The organism is Streptomyces sp. CA-249302 (assembly GCF_050936785.1).
Taxonomy (GTDB): domain Bacteria; phylum Actinomycetota; class Actinomycetes; order Streptomycetales; family Streptomycetaceae; genus Streptomyces.
The window spans coordinates 2,669,202-2,688,577 of the sequence record NZ_JBNJMG010000001.1 but is presented as its reverse complement, the minus strand read 5'-3'; the positions used below and the strand labels follow the sequence as shown (position 1 = coordinate 2,688,577).

General features: G+C 70.0%; 18 protein-coding genes. 8 read left to right on the top strand and 10 right to left on the bottom strand.

What is annotated here, in order from left to right:
- Positions 1–44: 44 nt before the first annotated feature.
- The 3 genes from fdhA to ACQEWB_RS12110 all read right to left on the bottom strand — a co-directional run bounded on the left by fdhA (position 45) and on the right by ACQEWB_RS12110 (position 2,937).
- Positions 45–1,271: a formaldehyde dehydrogenase, glutathione-independent gene (gene fdhA / locus ACQEWB_RS12120; protein ID WP_432829986.1), complete on the bottom strand. Its 1,227-nt coding sequence runs from the start codon at positions 1,269–1,271 to the stop codon at positions 45–47.
- Positions 1,272–1,431: 160 nt separating this feature from the next.
- Complete coding sequence (locus tag ACQEWB_RS12115) at positions 1,432–1,986, bottom strand: methylated-DNA--[protein]-cysteine S-methyltransferase (RefSeq protein WP_432829984.1); 555 nt, start codon at positions 1,984–1,986, stop codon at positions 1,432–1,434.
- A 72-nt stretch (positions 1,987–2,058) separates the two neighbouring features.
- Positions 2,059–2,937 (bottom strand): glycerophosphodiester phosphodiesterase, encoded by an 879-nt coding sequence (locus ACQEWB_RS12110; protein WP_432829982.1) that lies wholly within the window; start codon positions 2,935–2,937, stop codon positions 2,059–2,061.
- Between the two features lie 280 nt (positions 2,938–3,217).
- Between ACQEWB_RS12110 and ACQEWB_RS12105 the strand changes: the two genes are divergently transcribed.
- The 7 genes from ACQEWB_RS12105 (at position 3,218) to ACQEWB_RS12075 (ending at position 11,882) form a co-directional block, all read left to right on the top strand.
- Complete coding sequence (locus ACQEWB_RS12105; protein WP_432829980.1) at positions 3,218–4,075, top strand: MHYT domain-containing protein; 858 nt, start codon at positions 3,218–3,220, stop codon at positions 4,073–4,075.
- Positions 4,076–4,115: 40 nt separating this feature from the next.
- Positions 4,116–6,254, top strand: a complete 2,139-nt coding sequence (uvrB, locus tag ACQEWB_RS12100) for an excinuclease ABC subunit UvrB (protein ID WP_432829978.1) — start codon at positions 4,116–4,118, stop codon at positions 6,252–6,254.
- Positions 6,255–6,414: 160 nt separating this feature from the next.
- On the top strand, positions 6,415–6,993 hold the full coding sequence (locus ACQEWB_RS12095) for a TerD family protein (RefSeq protein WP_432829976.1): 579 nt from the start codon (positions 6,415–6,417) through the stop codon (positions 6,991–6,993).
- 56 nt (positions 6,994–7,049) lie between these two features.
- Positions 7,050–9,047 (top strand): TerD family protein, encoded by a 1,998-nt coding sequence (locus tag ACQEWB_RS12090; protein ID WP_432829974.1) that lies wholly within the window; start codon positions 7,050–7,052, stop codon positions 9,045–9,047.
- A gap of 228 nt (positions 9,048–9,275) precedes the next feature.
- The gene (locus tag ACQEWB_RS12085; protein WP_432829972.1) at positions 9,276–10,277 is read left to right on the top strand and encodes a TerC family protein; all 1,002 of its coding nucleotides are present in this window, start codon (positions 9,276–9,278) and stop codon (positions 10,275–10,277) included.
- Positions 10,278–10,405: 128 nt separating this feature from the next.
- Positions 10,406–10,720, top strand: a complete 315-nt coding sequence (locus ACQEWB_RS12080; RefSeq protein ID WP_432829970.1) for a hypothetical protein — start codon at positions 10,406–10,408, stop codon at positions 10,718–10,720.
- Positions 10,721–10,781: 61 nt separating this feature from the next.
- Positions 10,782–11,882, top strand: coding sequence for a calcium:proton antiporter (locus ACQEWB_RS12075; RefSeq protein WP_432829968.1), 1,101 nt, complete (start codon positions 10,782–10,784; stop codon positions 11,880–11,882).
- Positions 11,883–11,911: 29 nt separating this feature from the next.
- Here ACQEWB_RS12075 and ACQEWB_RS12070 read toward each other — a convergent pair whose 3' ends face one another.
- Entirely contained in the window at positions 11,912–13,219 is a 1,308-nt protein-coding gene (locus ACQEWB_RS12070; RefSeq protein WP_432829966.1) for an MFS transporter, read from the bottom strand.
- A gap of 62 nt (positions 13,220–13,281) precedes the next feature.
- Positions 13,282–14,331 (bottom strand): S66 family peptidase, encoded by a 1,050-nt coding sequence (locus ACQEWB_RS12065; RefSeq protein WP_432829964.1) that lies wholly within the window; start codon positions 14,329–14,331, stop codon positions 13,282–13,284.
- An 85-nt stretch (positions 14,332–14,416) separates the two neighbouring features.
- On the opposite strand from ACQEWB_RS12065, the gene aroQ reads away from it, so the two are divergent.
- Positions 14,417–14,890 carry a type II 3-dehydroquinate dehydratase gene (gene aroQ / locus ACQEWB_RS12060; RefSeq protein WP_432829962.1) on the top strand — a complete coding sequence of 158 codons (474 nt, stop codon included), beginning with the start codon at positions 14,417–14,419 and terminating at the stop codon, positions 14,888–14,890.
- 50 nt (positions 14,891–14,940) lie between these two features.
- Here aroQ and ACQEWB_RS12055 read toward each other — a convergent pair whose 3' ends face one another.
- The 5 genes from ACQEWB_RS12055 to ACQEWB_RS12035 all read right to left on the bottom strand — a co-directional run bounded on the left by ACQEWB_RS12055 (position 14,941) and on the right by ACQEWB_RS12035 (position 19,220).
- Entirely contained in the window at positions 14,941–15,693 is a 753-nt protein-coding gene (locus ACQEWB_RS12055; RefSeq protein ID WP_432829960.1) for an amino acid ABC transporter ATP-binding protein, read from the bottom strand.
- Positions 15,690–16,607, bottom strand: a complete 918-nt coding sequence (locus tag ACQEWB_RS12050; protein ID WP_432829958.1) for an amino acid ABC transporter permease — start codon at positions 16,605–16,607, stop codon at positions 15,690–15,692. The genes ACQEWB_RS12055 and ACQEWB_RS12050 overlap by 4 nt, the downstream gene beginning before the upstream one ends.
- On the bottom strand, positions 16,604–17,488 hold the full coding sequence (locus ACQEWB_RS12045) for an ABC transporter substrate-binding protein (protein WP_432829956.1): 885 nt from the start codon (positions 17,486–17,488) through the stop codon (positions 16,604–16,606). The genes ACQEWB_RS12050 and ACQEWB_RS12045 overlap by 4 nt, the downstream gene beginning before the upstream one ends.
- A gap of 312 nt (positions 17,489–17,800) precedes the next feature.
- Positions 17,801–18,457, bottom strand: a complete 657-nt coding sequence (locus ACQEWB_RS12040; RefSeq protein WP_432829954.1) for an MBL fold metallo-hydrolase — start codon at positions 18,455–18,457, stop codon at positions 17,801–17,803.
- Between the two features lie 76 nt (positions 18,458–18,533).
- Positions 18,534–19,220 (bottom strand): maleylpyruvate isomerase family mycothiol-dependent enzyme, encoded by a 687-nt coding sequence (locus ACQEWB_RS12035; protein WP_432829952.1) that lies wholly within the window; start codon positions 19,218–19,220, stop codon positions 18,534–18,536.
- Positions 19,221–19,376: the final 156 nt, after the last annotated feature.

Below are 19,376 nucleotides of genomic sequence, written 5' to 3'. Positions count from 1 at the left end.
GGCCACGCGCGCGTGAACGCGTGGCCACCCCCTGCCTCAGGGGTTCAGACGGGCCGTACGCCGTCCAGTGCCCCATGCGGATTCAGCACGTACTTACGGCTGGCGCCCTGGTCGAACTCGGCGTAGCCGCGGGGCGCGTCCTCGATGCCGATGACGGTCGCGTTCACCGCCTTGGCGATGTGCACGCGCCCGTGCCGTATCGCCTGCATCAGGCTGCGGTTGTACTTCATCACCGGACACTGCCCGGTCGTGAAGTGGTGGCTCTTGGCCCAGCCGAGGCCGAGCCGCACCTTCAGCGTCCCGGACTTCGCGTCCTCGTCGACCCCGCCCGGGTCGTCCGTGACGTACAGCCCCGGAATGCCCAGAGCGCCACCCGCGCGGGTGAGGCCCATCAGCGAGTTCAGGACCGTCGCGGGCGCCTCCGGGGCGTCCGGGCCATGTGCCCGGGCCTCGAAGCCGACCGCGTCGACCGCCGCGTCCACCTCCGGCTCCCCGGTGATCTGCGCGATCTGCTCCTCGATGCCGCCCTGCGAGACGTCGACGGTCTCGCAGCCGAAACTCCGCGCCTGGGCGAGGCGTTCGGGGTTGAGGTCGCCGACGATGACCACGGCGGCACCCAGCAACTGCGCCGACGCGGCCGCGGCCAGACCGACCGGGCCCGCCCCGGCGACGTACACCGTCGAACCGACGCCCGCGCCCGAGCTCACCACTCCGTGGAAGCCGGTCGGGAAGATGTCCGACAGCATGGTCAGGTCGAGTAGCTTCTCGCGCGCCTCGTCCCGGTCCGGGAACCTCAGCAGGTTGAAGTCCGCGTACGGGACCATCGCGTACTCGGCCTGGCCACCGACCCAGCCGCCCATGTCGACATAGCCGTACGCCGCCCCGGGGCGGGCCGGGTTGACGTTCAGACAGATGCCGGTCTTGCGCTCCTTGCAGTTGCGGCACCGCCCGCAGGCGATGTTGAACGGTACGGAGACGATGTCGCCGACCTCGATGAACTCGACGTCCGGCCCCCGTTCGACGACCTCTCCGGTGATCTCGTGTCCGAGGACCAGCCCCTCGGGCGCGGTCGTCCGCCCGCGCACCATGTGCTGGTCGCTGCCACAGATGTTGCTGGCGAGCACCTTGAGGATCACACCGTGCCGGCACTTGCGGCCGACGTTCTCCGGTGCCACCCCCGGCCCGTCCTGGAGTTCAAGCGTCGGGCGGTCGATGGTCTGGACTTCCACCGCGCCGGGCTTGAGATACGCGACTGCCCTGTTTCCGCTCATGCGATTTCGCCGTCCCTTCGGCTCCGAGCCCTCGGATGCCAGTGGCTGTGCGCATGGCGGAGTCTGCTACCGCCTCAGCCTTCCGGCCACCCTCCGCGTACCACCTTCGGTGCACCGAACGCGGCCGTCTGCCGGCGGGCGGAAGCCGGGCGACGGATCGTCAGAACAGCGGCTCGGGCAACACCCCCTCCAGGGCGAGCAGCTTCCGCTTCGTCTCCAGTCCGCCCCCGAACCCGCCGATGCCGCCGTCGCTCTCGACCACCCGGTGGCAGGGCACCACGACCGGCAGCGGGTTGGACCCCATCGCCGCGCCCACCGCCTGGGCCGCGCTCGGCTGGCCCACCCGCCCGGCCAGGTCGCCGTAGCCCACCACCGCGCCGTACGGCACCCCGGCGGCCAGCTCGCGCAGCACCTGCCGGTTGAAACCAGAGATCAGCGACCAGTCCAGCGGCAGCTCAAAGTCGCGCCGCGCACCGGCGAAGTACTCCTCGAGCTGCCGTATCGCCTCGGCGAGCAGCGGTGAGTCGGGTGCCTCGACGGGATCGCCGCCCAGTCGGGAGGCAAGCCCCTTGACGGCCTTGTCCCGCACCGCGTCGGTGGCGTGGAACACGACGTTGACCAGGCCCTCGCGGGTCGCGGCCAGCAGCAGTGGACCGATGCCGGTGTCCACCACAGCCCACACGACCTGCCGCTCGTACTGCCCATGGCTGTCCATGCGCCCACCGTACGACCCGCCACTGACAACGCCCGGGGAGCGGGCGCCGGCCTGCTCCCCGGGCTGCCGGACTCAGGGCGCCTGGAGCGCCGCCCGGACCACGTCCGCCTTGTTGGTGATGATGCCGTCCACGCCGTACCGGGCCGCCCGCCGGGCCGTGGGCGCGTCGTTGACGGTCCAGGTGAAGACCGTCAAGGGCCTGCCGTGCGGCCCGGTGAAGGCGTGCACGGCGGAGACGTAGCCCGTCGAGATCGAGTTGTACGAGGGGTTGATCCCGTCGGTGAAGCTCGCGTAGGAGGGCAGGTCCGACATGCGCGGGGTGCCCAGGAAGGCCGTCGTGACGGCGGGCTTCAGGTCGTGGACGATCTTGAGGCTGTCCGCGCTGAAGCTCTGCACGATCAGCCGGCCGGCCACGTGCTGCCGGTCGAGCCAGCCCTCGTTGGCGAGGAGCTTCAGGGTCTGCCGTTCGATGCCCGGGTACAGCTCCGGGTTCTTGATCTCCAGGAGCAGCTTCTGGTGGTTGTGCTCCACCCGGCGCATGTACTGCCTCAGCGTCGGTACGCGCGCGCCCGCGTACCGCTCGCCGAACCAGCTCCCCGCGTCCAGGCGGGCGATTTCGGCCGCTGTGAAGTCCTTCACCTTCCAGGGCGCCCGGTGGGGGAAGACCTGTTCGACGTCGGTGGTGCGCTTCAGGCTGTCGTCGTGGATGACGACGAGCTCGCCGTCCTTGGTGCGCTGGACGTCGTTCTCGACCCAGGTGACGCCCAGCCGGGCCGCCCTGTCGATGGAGGCCAGGGTGTTCTCGGGCGCGTAGGCGGAGGCTCCCCGGTGGCCGATGACCAGGACGTGCTCGCCGACGACGTCGCCCGCCCGGGCGTCGGAACCGGGCAGCAGGAGGGCGGCGACCCCCAGCAGCGCGGCGGTGATGGCGGCAACTGCGCGCGCGTACATGCGTGCTCCTCGCGTCGGACGATCACGGACAGCTCAACTGTGACAGCAGAGCGTCATTGTCGGCGCGGTACAGAATGGCCACACATCGAATGGAGTTGCCCAAGTCCTCTCACTGGTGCCGCACAACTGAGGCAACGACGTGTTTCTTTGCCGGAAAATCGTTCGACCATTCCGGTGGGAGTCATACTCTCTGCCTCAACCCTGACCGCTCGGGCGGTCCTGGGAGGGGGCGCATTTCAGGGAAATCAGGGACGCAAGAGGGCGGGAAGGGCAGCCGCGCATGCAAGGCACGGTCGACGGATTCAGCTACGGACTCGTCACACCGCTGGTGGCCTATCTCATGGCCTCACTGGGCGGCGCCCTGGGTCTGCGCTGCACCACCAGATCGATGCTCGTCACCCACTCGTGGCGGCCGGCCTGGCTCGCCCTCGGCTCGGCGGCCATCGGCTCCGGCATATGGACCATGCACTTCGTCGCCATGATGGGCTTCACGGTCAGACAGACGCCGCTCCACTACGACAAGGCGATGACGTTCGCCAGCCTCGGTGTGGCCATCGTCATGGTGGGGATCGGGATCTTCATCGTCGGCTACCGGGGCGCGAAGGGCACGGCCCTGTTCACGGGCGGCACGATCACCGGCCTGGGCATCGCCTCGATGCACTACCTGGGCATGGCGGCCATGCGCCTGAACGGGAAGTTGGAGTACAACACCCTCACCGTGGCCGCCTCCGTCGTCATCGCGATGGGCGCCGCGACCGCCGCCCTGTGGGCCGCCGGACAGGTCCGGGGGTTCCTCTGGAGCGTGGGTGCGAGCCTCGTCATGGGGCTCGCCGTCAGCGGCATGCACTACACGGGCATGGCGGCCCTCAGCGTCCACCTCCACGGCGCGTCCGCCCCGCTCGGCGGAGACTCGCCCGCCGAGCTCCTGTGGCCCATGCTGATCGGCCCGCTGGCCTTCCTCGTCCTCGCCGCCGTGGTCGTGATGTTCGACCCGCTGATGGTCATGGGCAAGCCCCGCTGGACCCCCGTGGAGCAGAAACCGGGCGTCCCGGCCCACCCCGCCGTCCACCACCCGGCCCACCGGCCGCGCCCGGTCCGGGGCAGTCGACGAGGATCCCGCACCCCGCAGAACCGCTGATCGCGCCGCGTTGTCAGTGGCGGGTCGTACGGTGGAACCCATGCGGCCCGTTTCCAACATCGAACGCACGGTGGCGCCCTTCGAGGTCGTCAGCCCCTACCAGCCCAGCGGCGACCAGCCGCAGGCCATCGCCGAGCTCGCCCGGCGCATCGAGGCAGGCGAGCGGGACGTCGTCCTGCTCGGCGCGACCGGCACCGGCAAGTCCGCCACCACCGCGTGGATGATCGAGAAGCTCCAGCGCCCCACGCTAGTGATGGCGCCGAACAAGACCCTGGCCGCCCAGCTGGCGAACGAGTTCCGCGAGCTCCTGCCGAACAACGCGGTCGAGTACTTCGTCTCGTACTACGACTACTACCAGCCCGAGGCCTACGTCCCGCAGTCGGACACCTACATCGAGAAGGACTCCTCGATCAACGAGGAGGTGGAGCGCCTGCGCCACTCCGCGACCAACTCGCTGCTCACCCGCCGTGACGTGGTCGTGGTCGCCTCGGTCTCCTGCATCTACGGCCTCGGCACACCGCAGGAGTACGTGGACCGCATGGTCCCCCTCCGGGTCGGCGACGAGCTCGACCGCGACCAGCTGCTGCGCCGCTTCGTGGACATCCAGTACACGCGCAACGACCTGGCCTTCACCCGCGGCACCTTCCGGGTCCGCGGCGACACCATCGAGATCTTCCCGGTCTACGAGGAGCTCGCGGTCCGCATCGAGATGTTCGGCGACGAGATCGAGGCCCTCTCCACGCTCCACCCGCTCACCGGCGAGATCATCAGCGACGACGAGCACCTCTACGTCTTCCCGGCCTCCCACTACGTCGCCGGCCCCGAGCGCATGGAGCGCGCGGTCAACGACATCGAGAAGGAGCTCGGCGAGCGCCTGGCCGAGCTGGAGAAGCAGGGCAAGCTCCTGGAGGCCCAGCGCCTCAGGATGCGGACGACGTACGACCTCGAGATGCTCCGCCAGATCGGCTCCTGCTCCGGCGTGGAGAACTACTCGATGCACTTCGACGGCCGCCTGCCCGGCTCCCCGCCGAACACCCTGATCGACTACTTCCCGGACGACTTCCTGCTGGTCATCGACGAGTCCCACAACACCGTCCCGCAGATCGGCGCCATGTACGAGGGCGACGCCTCCCGCAAGCGCACCCTCGTCGACCACGGCTTCCGCCTGCCCTCGGCCCTCGACAACCGGCCGCTGAAGTGGGAGGAGTTCCAGGAGCGCATCGGACAGACGGTCTATCTGTCGGCGACCCCGGGCAAGTACGAGCTCTCGCGCGGGGACGGCGCGGTGGAGCAGATCATCCGCCCCACCGGCCTGATCGACCCGGAGGTCGTGGTCAAGCCCACCGAGGGCCAGATCGACGACCTGGTGCACGAGATCCGCACCCGCACCGAGAAGGACGAGCGCGTCCTGGTCACCACCCTCACCAAGAAGATGGCCGAGGACCTCACGGACTACTTCCTGGAACTGGGCATCCAGGTCCGCTATCTGCACAGCGACGTGGACACCCTGCGCCGCGTCGAGCTGCTGCGCGAACTGCGCTCCGGCGAGTTCGACGTCCTGGTCGGCATCAACCTCCTGCGCGAGGGACTCGACCTGCCCGAGGTGTCCCTGGTGGCGATCCTGGACGCCGACAAGGAGGGCTTCCTGCGCTCCGGCACCTCGCTGATCCAGACCATCGGCCGCGCGGCTCGTAACGTCTCCGGCCAGGTCCACATGTACGCCGACAAGATCACCCCGGCGATGGAGAAGGCCATCGAGGAGACCAACCGCCGCCGGGAGAAGCAGGTCGCGTACAACACGGCGAACGGCATCGACCCCCAGCCGCTCCGCAAGAAGATCAACGACATCGTGGCCCAGATCGCCCGCGAGGACGTCGACACGGAGCAGCTGCTCGGCTCGGGCTACCGCAAGTCGAAGGACGGCAAGGGCGCCAAGGCCCCCGTGCCCGCCCTCGGCGGCAAGGCGGCCGGTGGCGCGAAGTCCGCCAAGGGCAAGGCCAAGGAGACGGTCCCGACCGACCGGCCCGCGGCCGAACTCGCCGACCAGATCGAGGAGATGACGGCACGGATGCGGGCCGCCGCCGCGGACCTCCAGTTCGAGATCGCCGCCCGGCTGCGCGACGAGGTCTCCGAGATGAAGAAGGAACTGCGTCAGATGAAGGAGGCAGGCCTGGCCTGACCCCCGCGGCCACCCGCCGTACCTCGGCAGATGCGCACTGTGTTGCAAGACCGACACAAAGTACGAGCCGGGGTACGGCACTGTCAGTGGCCCTGCGTAGGGTTCTGGTCAACCGCGGACTCCGCGGCAACAGGGGACAGTTCGAGAGGGGAATCAGCGCGTGACCGTCAACATGACCAAGGGTCAGGCCATCAGTCTGCAGAAGAACGACGGCGGCAGCCTGACCGCGGTGCGCATGGGTCTCGGCTGGCAGGCGGCTCCCCGGCGCGGCCTGTTCGGCTCGCGCACCCGGGAGATCGACCTCGACGCCTCGGCCGTCCTGTTCGCGGACAAGCAGCCGGTCGACGTCGTCTTCTTCCGCCACCTGGTGAGCGACGACGGCTCGGTGCGCCACACCGGTGACAACCTCGTCGGCGGTGTCGGCCAGGGCGGCGACGACGAGGCGATCCTCGTCGACCTCGCGCGCGTGCCGGTCCACATCGACCAGATCATCTTCACCGTGAACTCCTTCACGGGCCAGACCTTCCAGGAGGTGCAGAACGCGTTCTGCCGCCTGGTCGACGAGACCAACGGCCAGGAGCTGGCCCGTTACACGCTCGCGGGCGGCGGCGCGTACACGGCCCAGATCATGGCGAAGGTGCACCGCTCGGGCCCGGGCTGGACGATGACGGCCATCGGTACTCCGGCCAACGGCCGTACCTTCCAGGACCTGATGCCGGCGATCCTGCCGGTCCTGTAGGACCGTCGGGCGAGGCACACACGACACGACACCGGCGACACAGGGGGACGAGGGCGATGACCGCCGAGCTGGTGCGGGGGCAGAACCACCCGCTCTCCCAGGCCCGTCTGGAGATCCGGGTCTCCGCCGGTACGCCGATCGTGGCCTCGGCCGCGCTCGGCGACGAGCACGGCCGGGCCCGCGGTGTCGAATGGGTGGCCCACCCGGGTGCGCCCACCCTGCCGGGCCTGGAGGTCTCCCGGCAGGCGGCCGCCGACCACCGGCTCGCGGTGGACCTGGCCGCCATGCCGGAGGCCGTGCACCGCGTCAGCGTGCTGCTCGCCCTGCCCACGACGGCCGCGGGCGGCCCGGCCCGCTTCGGCGCCGTCGCCGCCCCCTTCGTCGCGGTCACCGGCCTCGACGGCTCCGAGGTCGCCAGCTACACGATCACCGGTCTGGACGCCGAGTCGGCCGTGGTCGCCCTGGAGCTCTACCGCCGTCAGGGCGCCTGGAAGGTGCGTGCCGTCGGCCAGGGGTACGCCGGCGGCCTCGCCGAACTCTTCACCGACCAGGGCCTGCCCGAGGCCCACCACCTCGCGGGCGGCATCAACGAGGCGGTGGCCCAGAGCCTGGCCCGCTCGGTACCGGCGCCGCCGCAGCGCACGACCGACGGCGACCGCACCCGCCAGGCGGCCACCCCCGCGCCGGGCTCCGACCAGGGCGGGCCCGCGCCGCAGGGCGCCGTACCCCCGCATACGGCGTCTCCGTACAACCCACAGGACGGGCAGCCGGGTTATCCCGGCGGACCCGCGGACCCATCCACCGTCACCCAGCCGTCCGCGCCCACCGCCGACGGCCCCGTGAACTACACCCACCCCGGCCGGCAGACCGCCGCTCCGCCGCCGCCCCCGCCGACCGCACCCCCGGCCCCGCCCGGACAGCCCGCTCAACCCGTTGCGGGCGACGCGACCGGCTGGTCCATGGACGAGCGGCTCTACAACCAGGTCTGGGGCATGTTCGAGGACCTGGCCCGCACCACGGCCGCGTACCGCAGCGCCGTCGACTTCGCCGACTCGCGGATGGAGAAGGAGCTCGACCAGACGCTGTCCGACCCGCGCAACAGGATCGGCGGGCAGGGCGATGCCGCGCGTGAGGCCGCCCGCGCCAAACACGCGGACCTGGTCGACCAGGCCCGGGCCGCCCTCGACCGTGACCTCGCCCAGCTCACTGCCGAGGCCGACGTCGTGGAGCCCGCGTTGCCGCCCGCGTACGCGCGCTGGGACAACCCCGTGTGGCACGGCTACCGGGTGCCCATGGAGATCCCCATGGCACTGCGCCTGGGCGACCTCTACCTGCCCGAGAGCGAGCTGCTGCGCATCCCGATGCTGGTGCGGCTGCCGCTGGAGCGCGGCCTGTGGATCGACAGCGGACGCTCCGGCTCCTTCGACGAGTCGTACGCCGACGCGCACGCGCTGGGGCACCTCGCGATGACCGCGGCCGTGGCGATCGCCGCGCGGCTGCTCGCGGTCTATCCGGCGGGCGAGTTCACCGTGCACGTCATCGACCCGGCCGGTTCCGGCGCGCAGGCGCTCGCACCGCTGGTGCAGACCGAGGCGCTCGCGGCCCCGCCCGCGCTGGGCGCCGCCGGGGTGACGGACGTCCTGACCCGGCTCACCCAGCGCGTCGACCTCGTGCAGATGGCGCTGCGCGGCGGCGCGGCCGACTCGCTCCCGCCCGGGTTCGACACCGCCCAGCAGCTGCTGATCGTCAACGACTTCCCGCACGGGTTCGACGACCGGGCCGTGAACCAGCTGCGCTATCTCGCCGACGAGGGACCGGCCGTCGGCGTCCACCTGATGATGGTCGCCGACCGCGAGGAGGCCTCCGGCTACGGGCCTTTGCTGGATCCCCTGTGGCGTTCGCTGCTGCGACTCACCCCGCTGCCCGAGGACCACCTAGCCGACCCCTGGGTCGGCCATGCCTGGACGTACGAGCCCGCCCTCGTGCCGCCCGGCAGTCAGGTGCTCCAGCAGGTCCTGACCCTGGTGGCCGCAGCTCGCACCAAGTACGCGTAAAGCCTCCCTGACCAGGTAACTTGGTCTTTTCTTTGCCAATCACTTTACCTTTCCTTGGTGTTTGGGGTATCGTTTCCGGCACGGAGGGGAGTACTCCCTGTCGACTGCGGCGTACCCGTCAATACGGATCGGATCCGATCCCGGGGCGTCGGCCCACCGTGGGTGGAAGAGACCTCCGGCAGCGCGACGACGCTGGTCATCTGCCGTTACGTAATGCCGGAGGCGCAAATGGATGTTTCCCCGACCCTGTGGGTCCTGACGATCGTGGGGCTGGCGGCCCTGATCGCGGTCGACTTCTTCATCGGCCGCAAGCCGCACGACGTATCCATCAAGGAAGCCGGGATCTGGACGGTCGTCTGGATCGCCCTCGCCGGACTCTTCGGACTCGGCCTGCTCGTCTTCGGCAGCGGCCAGGCCGGCGGCGAGTTCTTCGCGGGCTTCATCACCGAGAAGTCGCTGAGCGTCGACAACCTGTTCGTCTTCGTCCTGATCATGGCGAAGTTCGCGGTGCCCTCGCAGTACCAGCAGCGGGTGCTGCTCGTTGGTGTCCTCATAGCCCTGGTCCTGCGGGCGATCTTCATCGCCGCGGGCGCCGCGATCCTCGCCAGCTTCGCCTGGGTCTTCTACATCTTCGGCGCCTTCCTGATCTGGACCGCCTGGAAGCTCATCCAGGAGGCCCGATCCGACGAGGACGACGAGGAGTTCGAGGAGAACAAGCTGCTCAAGGCCGCCGAGCGCAGGTTCGGTGTCGCCGACCGCTACCACGGCACCAAGCTCTGGATCCAGGAGAACGGCAAGCGGGTCATGACCCCGATGCTGGTCGTGATGCTTGCGATCGGTACCACGGACGTCCTGTTCGCGCTCGACTCGATCCCCGCGATCTTCGGCCTGACCCAGGACCCGTACATCGTCTTCACGGCGAACGCCTTCGCCCTGATGGGTCTGCGTCAGCTGTACTTCCTGATCGGCGGCCTGCTCAAGAAGCTGGTCCACCTCAGCTACGGCCTGTCGATCATCCTGGGCTTCATCGGCGTCAAGCTGGTCCTGCACGCGCTGCACGAGTCGGGGGTCCACGTCCCGGAGATCTCCATCCCGGTCTCCCTCGGCGTCATCTGCGCGGTCCTGATCGTCACCACGATCACCAGCCTCCGGGCGTCCAAGAAGCAGGCGGCGGACGAAGCGGCGCAGGCGCGGAGCGAAGGCGCTCCGAAGGACAGCATCGAGGCCTGACCACCACGGACGTAGGAACAACCAGCACCGGGAGCGCCCCAGGATGAATTGCCGACCATCGCTCCCGGTGCTTCGTTGGGTGTTGAGCACTCCCGTCCCGGGAGAGCCACGACCGGGCGGAGGAATCCGTGGACGCACCCACCAAGTTCGTGCAGATCATCGACTTCGAGACCGACCGCTTCGAAGAGATGCGCAAGCTGGCCGAGGAGACGGACGAGCGGTTCGCGGGCCGCAGCGGCGGTCCCACGCACCGCCTCGTCCTCAAGGACCGCAACCGGCCGAACCACTACCTCGTGGTGATCGAGTTCAACTCCTACGAGGAGGCCATGGCCAACAACGACGCCCCGGAGACCACCGAGTTCGCGCAGCGGATGGCCGCACTCTGCACCCGGCCACCGGCCTTCACCGACTGCGACCTGGAAGGGATGACCGAGCTCAAGTGACGCGCAGCAGGCCCCGCAATGCCGGAATGCGGGGCCTGTGTCCCTCTGCGAGGATCGCGTCATGATCGCTCGGCTCAGGTCGCTCACCACGCAGTGGACGCTCCTCGTGCCGGTGCTGGCGGTCGTCCTGCTGGCCTTCACCTGGGGGCGGGATCTGCCGGGTGCGGTCGTCGCGCTGGTGACGCTGGTCCTCGCAGGGGCCGTGCTGGCCGCCGTCCATCACGCCGAGGTGGTGGCCCACCGGGTCGGCGAACCCTTCGGCTCCCTCGTGCTCGCCGTCGCCGTCACGATCATCGAGGTCGCCCTGATCGTCACCTTGATGGCCGACGGCGGCGACAAGAGCTCCACCCTGGCCCGGGACACGGTCTTCGCCGCCGTGATGATCACCTGCAACGGCATCGTCGGCGTCTGTCTCCTCGTCGCCTCCCTGCGCCACGGCACCGCGGTCTTCAACCCGGAGGGCACCGGCGCCGCCCTCGCGACCGTCGCCACCCTGGCCACGCTCAGCCTGGTGTTGCCGACGTTCACCACCAGCAAGCCGGGCCCGGAGTTCTCCGGCGTACAGCTCACCTTCGCGGCGATCTCGTCCCTGATCCTGTACGGCCTGTTCGTCGCGACCCAGACCGTGCGGCACCGCGACTACTTCCTGCCCATCACCCGCCAGGGCGACGTCATCACCGCGGACGACCACGCCGACGCGCCGTCCGCCCGTACCGCCTGGACCAGCCTGGGCCTGCTCGGCCTGGCGCTGATCGGCGTGGTCGGCCTGGCCAAGGGCGTGTCGCCCACCATCGAGTCGGGAGTGGAGGCCGCCGGACTGCACCACGCCGTCGTCGGCGTGATCATCGCCCTGTTGGTGCTGCTCCCCGAGACCATCGCCGCCCTGCGCTCCGCCCGCCGCGACCGCGTCCAGACCAGTCTGAACCTCGCGCTCGGTTCGGCCATGGCCAGCATCGGCCTGACCATCCCCGCGGTCGCCCTGGCCTCCATCTGGCTCTCCGGTCCGCTCGTCCTGGGTCTCGGTTCCACGCACATGGTGCTGCTCGCCCTCACCATTGTCGTCAGCTCGCTGACGGTGGTGCCGGGCCGGGCCACGCCGTTGCAGGGAGGCGTCCATCTGGTGCTGTTCGCGGCGTACTTGGAGCTGGCGATCAACCCATAGCAGAAACGTGCCTTCACGCTTCCCCACCGTCACCCGGCGGCCGGTTCCACCGCCGCTCCCGCCGGCACCGGCCGCGTCTCCGGCAACAGGGCGAAGCACCCCAGGCTCAGCAGCGCGATCGCCGTCAGATACGCACCCACGCCCCACGGCACCCGGCCCCCGTGCTCGGCCAGCGCCGTCGCCGCGATCGGCGTCAGCGCGCCGCCGAGTACTCCGCCGAGGTTGTAGCCGACGGCGGCTCCCGTGCAGCGCACCCGCGGCTCGTACAGCTCCGGCAGATACGCGGCGATCACCCCGAACATCGCCACGAACGCGAGCAGCGCGCCCAGGAAGCCGAGGAACATCAACAGCGGCTCACCGGTGGCGAGCAGCGCGACCGTGGGGAACATCCACAGGACAGCGGCGGTACATCCGGCCAGGCACATCGGCCGCCGTCCGTAACGGTCCCCGAGCAGCGCGGCCAGCGGGGTGAGCGCGCCCTTGACCACCACGGCGGCCATGATGCAGGTCAGCATGACGGTACGGCTCACCCCGAGCCGCTCCGTCGCGTAGGCGAGGGACCAGGTCGTGACGGCGTAGAAGATGGCGTACCCGACCGCCAGCGCCCCGGCCGTCAGCAGGACGAGCCGCCAGTGGTCGCGCACGACCTCCGCGAGCGGCACGCGCGCGTGGTCGTCGATTTCGAGGAAGCTGGGGCTCTCGGTGAGCGACGACCTGAGCCACAGCCCCACCGCGGCCAGCACCCCGGCCGCCCAGAACGGCACCCGCCACCCCCACGCGGCGAACTGTGCCTCGGACAGTGAAGCCGACAGCGCCAGCGTCACACCGTTGGCGAGCAGAAAGCCCAGCGCGGGCCCGACCTGCGGGAAACTCGACCACAGGGCACGCCGTTCCGGGGGCGCGTGCTCCGCGGTCAGCAGCACGGCCCCGCCCCACTCGCCGCCGAGCCCCAGCCCCTGCAGGAACCGCAGGATCAGGAGCAGCACGGGCGCCATCACACCGATGGTGTTGTACGTCGGCACACAGCCGACGGCGACCGTCGAGGCGCCGGTCAGCAGCAACGAGGCGACGAGGACCGGCCGTCGGCCACGCCGGTCCCCGATGTGCCCGAACAGCACCGAACCCAGCGGCCGCGCCACGAACCCCACCCCGAAGGTCGCGAAAGCCGCCAGCGTCCCCGCCAACGGGGAGAACGTCGGGAAGAACAACGGCCCCAGGACCAGCGCGGCCGCGGTCCCGTAGACGAAGAAGTCGTAGAACTCGATGGCCGTCCCGGCGAGCGAGCCCGTCGCCAGCCGCAGCATGGAGGGTGCCCTTACGGTGCGTACGTCGTGCATGCCGCGTCAACTACCCACGGTGACAGCGGGTTACGGGGGCGCGCGGGCGCGCGGGGACCGCGTCAGTACGTGACGGTGATGCGCCGGGCGGGGCCGTCGACGCGGACGAGACCGCCGTAGGGGATGACGAGTTGTGGATCGGTGTGGCCGAATTCCACGTCGAAGACGATCGGGGTGTTGGGGGCATACATGTGTATGGCTCGCAGCACGGCTTCACGCTGCTCGGTGGCGTAACGGGCCGCCTCCGCCGGGCCGTTGGGGTGCTCGAAGGACCAGGTCTTGGCACGGCCCATCAGCAGCGCGGAGAAGCGTTGAAGGAGCCCGCGTTCGCCCATGTTGCGCAGGGTGCGGAAGACCTCGGTGGCGCCGGGCAGTTCCTCGGAGGTCTCCAGGAGCAGCACTCCGCCGTCGTACGCGCTCAGGTCGTGCGCGATCTCGCGGTCGGCCATCAGCAGCCAGCCCAGGATCTCCAGATTGCCGCCCCAACTGTGGCCCTCGACCACGCGATCGGCGGCGTTCGTCCAGGTCCAGCCGGTGCCGGGCCGGGTCTCCGGCTCGGCGTCGAAGGTCGCGGGGTCGGCCCAGTCGCGGTCGACGTCGCTCCAGCGCTCGGCGGGCCCGAGTTCGTACTCGCCGGAGGTGAACAGCGCGGCCCGCAGCGACTCGGCCGTCATCGGGTCCATGGCCACCGGTCGCCCGAGCGCCGTCATCACCGTCGCGCCGTGGTAGCCGACGATTCCGGTGTTGTACAGGAAGGTGAGCAAGTTGGTGTTGTCGCTCATCCCGAAGAACGGCTTCGGGTTGGCGCGGATCAACTCCCGGTCCAGCAGCGGCAGGACGGTGATCTGGTCGTCGCCGCCGATCGACGCGATCACCGCCTTGATGTCCGGGTCGGCGAACGCGGCGTGGATGTCGTCGGCGCGCTCCCGCGGCGTCGAGCCCATCCTGCGCGTCGCCGGATACTCGACCGGTTCGAGCCCGTAGTCCCTGCGCAGCCGCTCCAGGCCGAGTTCGTAGGGGCGCGGGAACAGCCCAGGGAGGCCGGCGGACGGCGAGACGATGGCAATGCGGTCGCCGGGAGCGGGCTTGGGCGGGTACGCGATCGTCGTCATGCGGGGAGGGTACGGGTCGCACCGCGCCCGGTGCATCGTGATAAACCGGGTCTGAGCTGCCCCCCTTCACCGGACCGGAGGAACCGTGCCCCGCACCCTGGCCAACGCCCCGATCATGATCCTCAACGGGCCCAACCTGAACCTGCTCGGCCAGCGCCAGCCGGAGATCTACGGCAAGGACACGCTGGCCGACGTCGAGGCCCTGTGCGCCAAGGCGGCGGCCGCGCACGGCGGCACCGTGGACTTCCGCCAGTCCAACCACGAGGGCGAGTTGGTCGACTGGATCCACGAGGCGCGGTTGAACCACTGCGGCATCGTGATCAACCCCGGCGCCTACTCGCACACGTCGGTCGCGATTCTGGACGCACTCAACACCTGCGACGGACTGCCCGTCCTGGAGGTGCACATCTCCAACATCCACCAACGCGAGTCCTTCCGGCACCACTCCTACGTCTCGCTGCGCGCCGACGGGGTCATCGCGGGGTGTGGCGTGCAGGGGTACGTGTTCGGTGTGGAGCGGGTGGCGGCGCTGGTGGGACCGGCACAGGTCGACGCGTAGGCGCGCGCTGGAGGCAGCCGCGTAAGGGGTGTTGACCAGGCGCGCGAGTCTTACAGCCGCCCCGCCTCCACGATCCGCCGCAGGAAGCGCTGTGTGCGCTCCTGCCGCGGGTCACCGAAGATCTGCTCGGCGGTTCCACGCTCCAGCACGACGCCCGAGTCCAGAAAACAAACCTGGTCGGCTACGTCCCGCGCGAAGCCCATCTCGTGCGTGGCCAGCACCATGGTCATGCCGTCGTCCTTGAGATCGCGCACCACGGTGAGGACCTCGCCGACGAGTTCCGGGTCCAGGGCGGCGGTGATCTCGTCGAGCAGCAACAGCCGGGGGCGTACGGCGAGAGCGCGCACGATCGCCACACGCTGCTGCTGACCGCCGCTGAGCCGGTCCGGGTACTCGCCCGCCTTCCCGCCGAGTCCGAGCCGCTCCAGGAGCTCCCTGCCGCGCTGTTCGGCCTCCTCCCGGGAAACCCCGTGCACCCGCCGCGGGGCGAGCGTGATGTTCTCCAGGACCGTCATGTGCGGGAACAGGTTGTACGCCTGGAAGACCACGCCGATACGGCGCCGTACCGCGTCCTGGTCGACGCGCGGGTCGGTGATCTCCTCGCCGTCCAGCCAGATCGCGCCGTCGTCGATCTCCTCCAGCAGGTTGGCGCACCGCAGCAGCGTCGACTTGCCGGAACCGGAGGCGCCGATCAGCGCGGTCACCGTGTGCGGGGCGACCTCCAGGGCGACGTCCCGCAGGACGACCGACTCGCCGAAGGTCTTGCGGACGGACTCCATGCGCAGCACGGGCGCGTCGCTCATATCGCACCTCCCTGGGCACGCTGACGGTCCATCCGGGCCGTCACCCAGTCCGTGAAGCGGGTCATCGGGATGGTCAGCGCCACGAAGACCAGGCCCGCGACGATGTACGGCGTGTAGTTCAGGCTGCGTTGGGCGATGATGTCGGACGCCCGGACGGCGTCGATCGCGCCGCCGATCGACACGAGCCCGGTGTCCTTCTGGAGGGACACCAGGTCGTTCAGCAGGGGCGGCACCTGCCGTCGTACCGCCTGGGGGAGCACCACGTGGCGCAGGGCCTGCCGGTTGGTCAGCCCCAGCGAGCGGGCGGCGGCGCGCTGCGACGGATGCACGGACTCGATGCCGGCGCGGAACACCTCGGCCACGTAGGCCGAGTACGTCAGGGTCAGCGCCGTACCGCCGAGCCACACGGGATCCACGGTCACGCCCTGGAGGCGCAGAGCGGGCACACCGAAGACCACGATCATCAAGTTGATGATGAGCGGCAGGCCACGGAAGAAGTCCGTGTACGCGGCCGCCAGGGCCCGCAGAGGGAAGAAGACCGGCCCCGGCAGGGTGCGTGCGACGGCGATCAGCATGCCCAGGACGAGCACCAGCACGCCGCAGATCAGCAGCAGCCGGACGTTGAGCCACAGCCCTTCGAGGACCTTGGGGAGCGCCTCGCGCGCGTACTGCCCGTCGAAGAAGGTCTCCTTGGTGCGCTCCCAGCCCGGCGCACTGACCACGACCACGTACAGGACGACGGCCGTGAGCAGGGTCGACAGCGCGGCGATCGCGGTCGCTCTACGCGCGCGTGCGCGCTTGTACCGCTCGCGGTCCAGGCGCCGCTGCGAGGGGACGTACGGGTCGTCCCCGCCGGGCATGTCGCCCTCGCCGTCAGAGCCCTCCCGGCCGGAGTCGCCCTTCACGAGCGTCACTTGAGGACCGGAGCGTCGACGGCGTCGGAGAGCCACTGCTTCTCCAGCTTCGCCAGCGTGCCGTCCTTGCGCAGGGCGTCCACGGCCGAGGTCACGCAGGAGGTGAGGTCGCTGCCCTTGTCGAGGACGAGTCCGAACTGCTCGGGAGTGCCGCCCTGGTTCTCGAACTGGCCGACGATCTTCGCGTTCGTCACCTGGGCCGAGGTGATGTAGAAGGCGGTCGGCAGGTCGACGACGATCGCGTCCACCTGACCGTTCTTCAGCGCCGAGACGGCCTGGTCGTTCTTGGAGAACGCGGCCGCCTCCTGCGACGGCTTCACCACGTCACTGATGTAGTTGAGGCTCGTGGTGCCGACCTGGGCGCCGAGCTTGAGGCCCTTCAGACCCGCGATGCTCGTCGCCTTGGCGGCCTTGCCGCCCTTGAGCGCGACGACGGCCTGGCGTACGTCGTAGTAGCCGGACGAGAAGTCGACGGCCTTCTTGCGCTCGGTGCTGATGGACACCTGGTTGATGTCGAAGTCGAAGGTCTTCACACCGGGCGCGAAGGCCTTGTTGAAGGGCACGCTCTGCCAGACGACGGCGCTCTTGTCGTAGCCGAGCTGCTTGGCCACCGCGTAGGCGACCGCCGACTCGAAGCCCTCGCCGTTGGCCGGCTTGTCGTCCTTGAACCAGGGCTCGTACGCCGGTTCGTCGGTGGCGATGGTCAGCTTGCCGGAGGTCAGGGTGGCCAACTTGCCCTTGGCGCAGGTGTTCCCGGCCGACCCGGAAGCCTTGTCGGACGCCTTGTCCTCCGGCTGCGGCGCGCAGCCGACGGCCGTGGCGAGCAGGGCTATGGTTGCCGCGGCGACAGCGCGGCGCAGTGCGCGAGGGGCGAGGTGCATGGCGGGAGAGTGACAGTCGGACGTCCTGTTTGTCGAGGTCACGGCCGCAATTGTCCGCATACTGGGAACCCGTGTTGCGGTCCTGTGAACTCTTTCCGGACAGAGTCCCGTGAACCCTTTCCGGACAGGACGCCGGGGCCGCCGGCCGAGGGCGGGGATCGAAAGACCGGCGGCCCGTACCGCGCAGGAGCCGTCATCCTGTGCGGGGCTGCTTCCAGTTGACTGCGCAACAAGGTGCGCCGCGAGCGCGCGCATGACATCGGCTCGTGTGAATGGTTCACACGGGGCGCGTACACACAAGTGCGCCGGTGCTCACCACCCGCGCGCGTGCCACTCCGGCAGCTGCGGTCGCTCCGCGCCCAGCGTCGTGTCGTTGCCGTGGCCCGGGTAGACCCAGGTCTCGTCGGGGAGCGCGGCGAAGATCTTCGTCTCGACGTCGTGGATGAGACTGGCGAACGCCTTCGGATCCTTACGGGTGTTGCCGACGCCCCCGGGGAACAGGCAGTCTCCGGTGAACACATGGGGATGGCCGTGCGGGTCGTCGTAGACCAGGGCGATCGAGCCCGGCGTGTGCCCGACGAGGTGGCGCGCGGTGAGCTCCACGCGCCCCACCCGGATGACGTCGCCGTCGTCGACGAGGACATCGGTCGGTACGGGGATGCCGGTGGCGTCCTCGCGGCCCGCGTACGTGCGCGCGCCGGTGGCCTCGACGACCCGGGCGAGCGCCTGCCAGTGGTCGCCGTGCTGGTGGGTGGTGACGACGGAGGCGATGCCGTCCTCGCCGATCATCCCGACCAGGGTCTCCGCGTCGTTGGCCGCGTCGATCAGCAGCTGCTCGTCCGTGGCCCGGCAGCGCAGCAGATAGGCGTTGTTGTCCATCGGGCCGACCGCGATCTTGGTGATCATCAGGTCCTTGAGCTCGTGCACGTCCGCCGGGCCGCCGACCGTCACCTGTCCGCTGTACGTCATGGCGGTCAGCCTATAGCGGGACGGAGGCCCGGCAGTCGTCCGTGCACCTCCCCGGGGCACGGCAGAGGTCCGCCTCCTAGAGCGGCGGAAGCTCCGGAAGCGCGCCGCCCGCCACCGTCAGCCCGGAGCCGTCGCGGCGCCCGGCGAGCCAGCCGAGCAGTTCGGCGGCGGGGCCGGTCACGGTGATCTCCGGCGCGTCCGCCTCGCGACCCGTCCGCCACGCGCGCGTACCGTCCGTCAGGCGCGTGGGCGCCACGCCCGGGTGCCTCGAGAAGCGCTCCGCGAGGAAGTCGATCTCCCGCTCGGTGAACTCCGCCGGCAGGTCCTCCAGCTCGTACCCGATCCCGAGGTCGACATGGTGCAGCTCCACCTCGATCCAGCGCCGGAACGGCACCCTGGACGCGGAGTCGGTGACACCGTTGCGCAGCTCCACCGTCCGCGACCAGTCCGCCGGCTCGGCCCCCGCCGCCTGGAAGCGGTCGGCGCTCTCGCGCAGGTCGGCGACCTGGACGTCGAGGGGGCGCGGGGCGTCCCGGTCGATGTCGGCGTCCCGGGCGTCGCCGGAGGGATACATGGGGCGGCCCTCGAAGACGTTCACCAGGGCGTCCGCGTTACGGGCGAGGTGGGCGAGGACGTGGCCGCGGGTCCAGCCCGGCAGCCGTGACGCCTCGGCCACCGAAGCGTTGTCCAGTTCGGCCGCTGCGGTGAGCAGCCGCTTCGTCGCGTCACGTACAGATGCCAGGTCATGACCGTGATCAATCATGGTGCTGACCCTAGTCCCGCCACACCTTTGGGTGAAGGTGGTGAAGCTGTGCCGTAAATCGAATGCGCGTGCTATATGGTCGGGAGCGGCGTCGGGCATGCTGGATGGCCGGGGATTGTTATGCGTCCCGGGAATCCGACCGGCGTTGTCAGTGGC

What these genes read in the sequence shown, in the direction of transcription:
- fdhA (WP_432829986.1), bottom strand. Translation starts at nt 1,271, where the DNA reads ATGAGCGGAAACAGGGCAGTCGCGTATCTCAAGCCCGGCGCGGTGGAA.
- ACQEWB_RS12115 (WP_432829984.1), bottom strand. Translation starts at nt 1,986, where the DNA reads ATGGACAGCCATGGGCAGTACGAGCGGCAGGTCGTGTGGGCTGTGGTG.
- ACQEWB_RS12110 (WP_432829982.1), bottom strand. Translation starts at nt 2,937, where the DNA reads ATGTACGCGCGCGCAGTTGCCGCCATCACCGCCGCGCTGCTGGGGGTC.
- ACQEWB_RS12105 (WP_432829980.1), top strand. Translation starts at nt 3,218, where the DNA reads ATGCAAGGCACGGTCGACGGATTCAGCTACGGACTCGTCACACCGCTG.
- uvrB (WP_432829978.1), top strand. Translation starts at nt 4,116, where the DNA reads ATGCGGCCCGTTTCCAACATCGAACGCACGGTGGCGCCCTTCGAGGTC.
- ACQEWB_RS12090 (WP_432829974.1), top strand. Translation starts at nt 7,050, where the DNA reads ATGACCGCCGAGCTGGTGCGGGGGCAGAACCACCCGCTCTCCCAGGCC.
- ACQEWB_RS12085 (WP_432829972.1), top strand. Translation starts at nt 9,276, where the DNA reads ATGGATGTTTCCCCGACCCTGTGGGTCCTGACGATCGTGGGGCTGGCG.
- ACQEWB_RS12075 (WP_432829968.1), top strand. Translation starts at nt 10,782, where the DNA reads ATGATCGCTCGGCTCAGGTCGCTCACCACGCAGTGGACGCTCCTCGTG.
- ACQEWB_RS12070 (WP_432829966.1), bottom strand. Translation starts at nt 13,219, where the DNA reads ATGCACGACGTACGCACCGTAAGGGCACCCTCCATGCTGCGGCTGGCG.
- ACQEWB_RS12065 (WP_432829964.1), bottom strand. Translation starts at nt 14,331, where the DNA reads ATGACGACGATCGCGTACCCGCCCAAGCCCGCTCCCGGCGACCGCATT.
- ACQEWB_RS12055 (WP_432829960.1), bottom strand. Translation starts at nt 15,693, where the DNA reads ATGAGCGACGCGCCCGTGCTGCGCATGGAGTCCGTCCGCAAGACCTTC.
- ACQEWB_RS12045 (WP_432829956.1), bottom strand. Translation starts at nt 17,488, where the DNA reads ATGCACCTCGCCCCTCGCGCACTGCGCCGCGCTGTCGCCGCGGCAACC.
- ACQEWB_RS12040 (WP_432829954.1), bottom strand. Translation starts at nt 18,457, where the DNA reads ATGACGTACAGCGGACAGGTGACGGTCGGCGGCCCGGCGGACGTGCAC.
- ACQEWB_RS12035 (WP_432829952.1), bottom strand. Translation starts at nt 19,220, where the DNA reads ATGATTGATCACGGTCATGACCTGGCATCTGTACGTGACGCGACGAAG.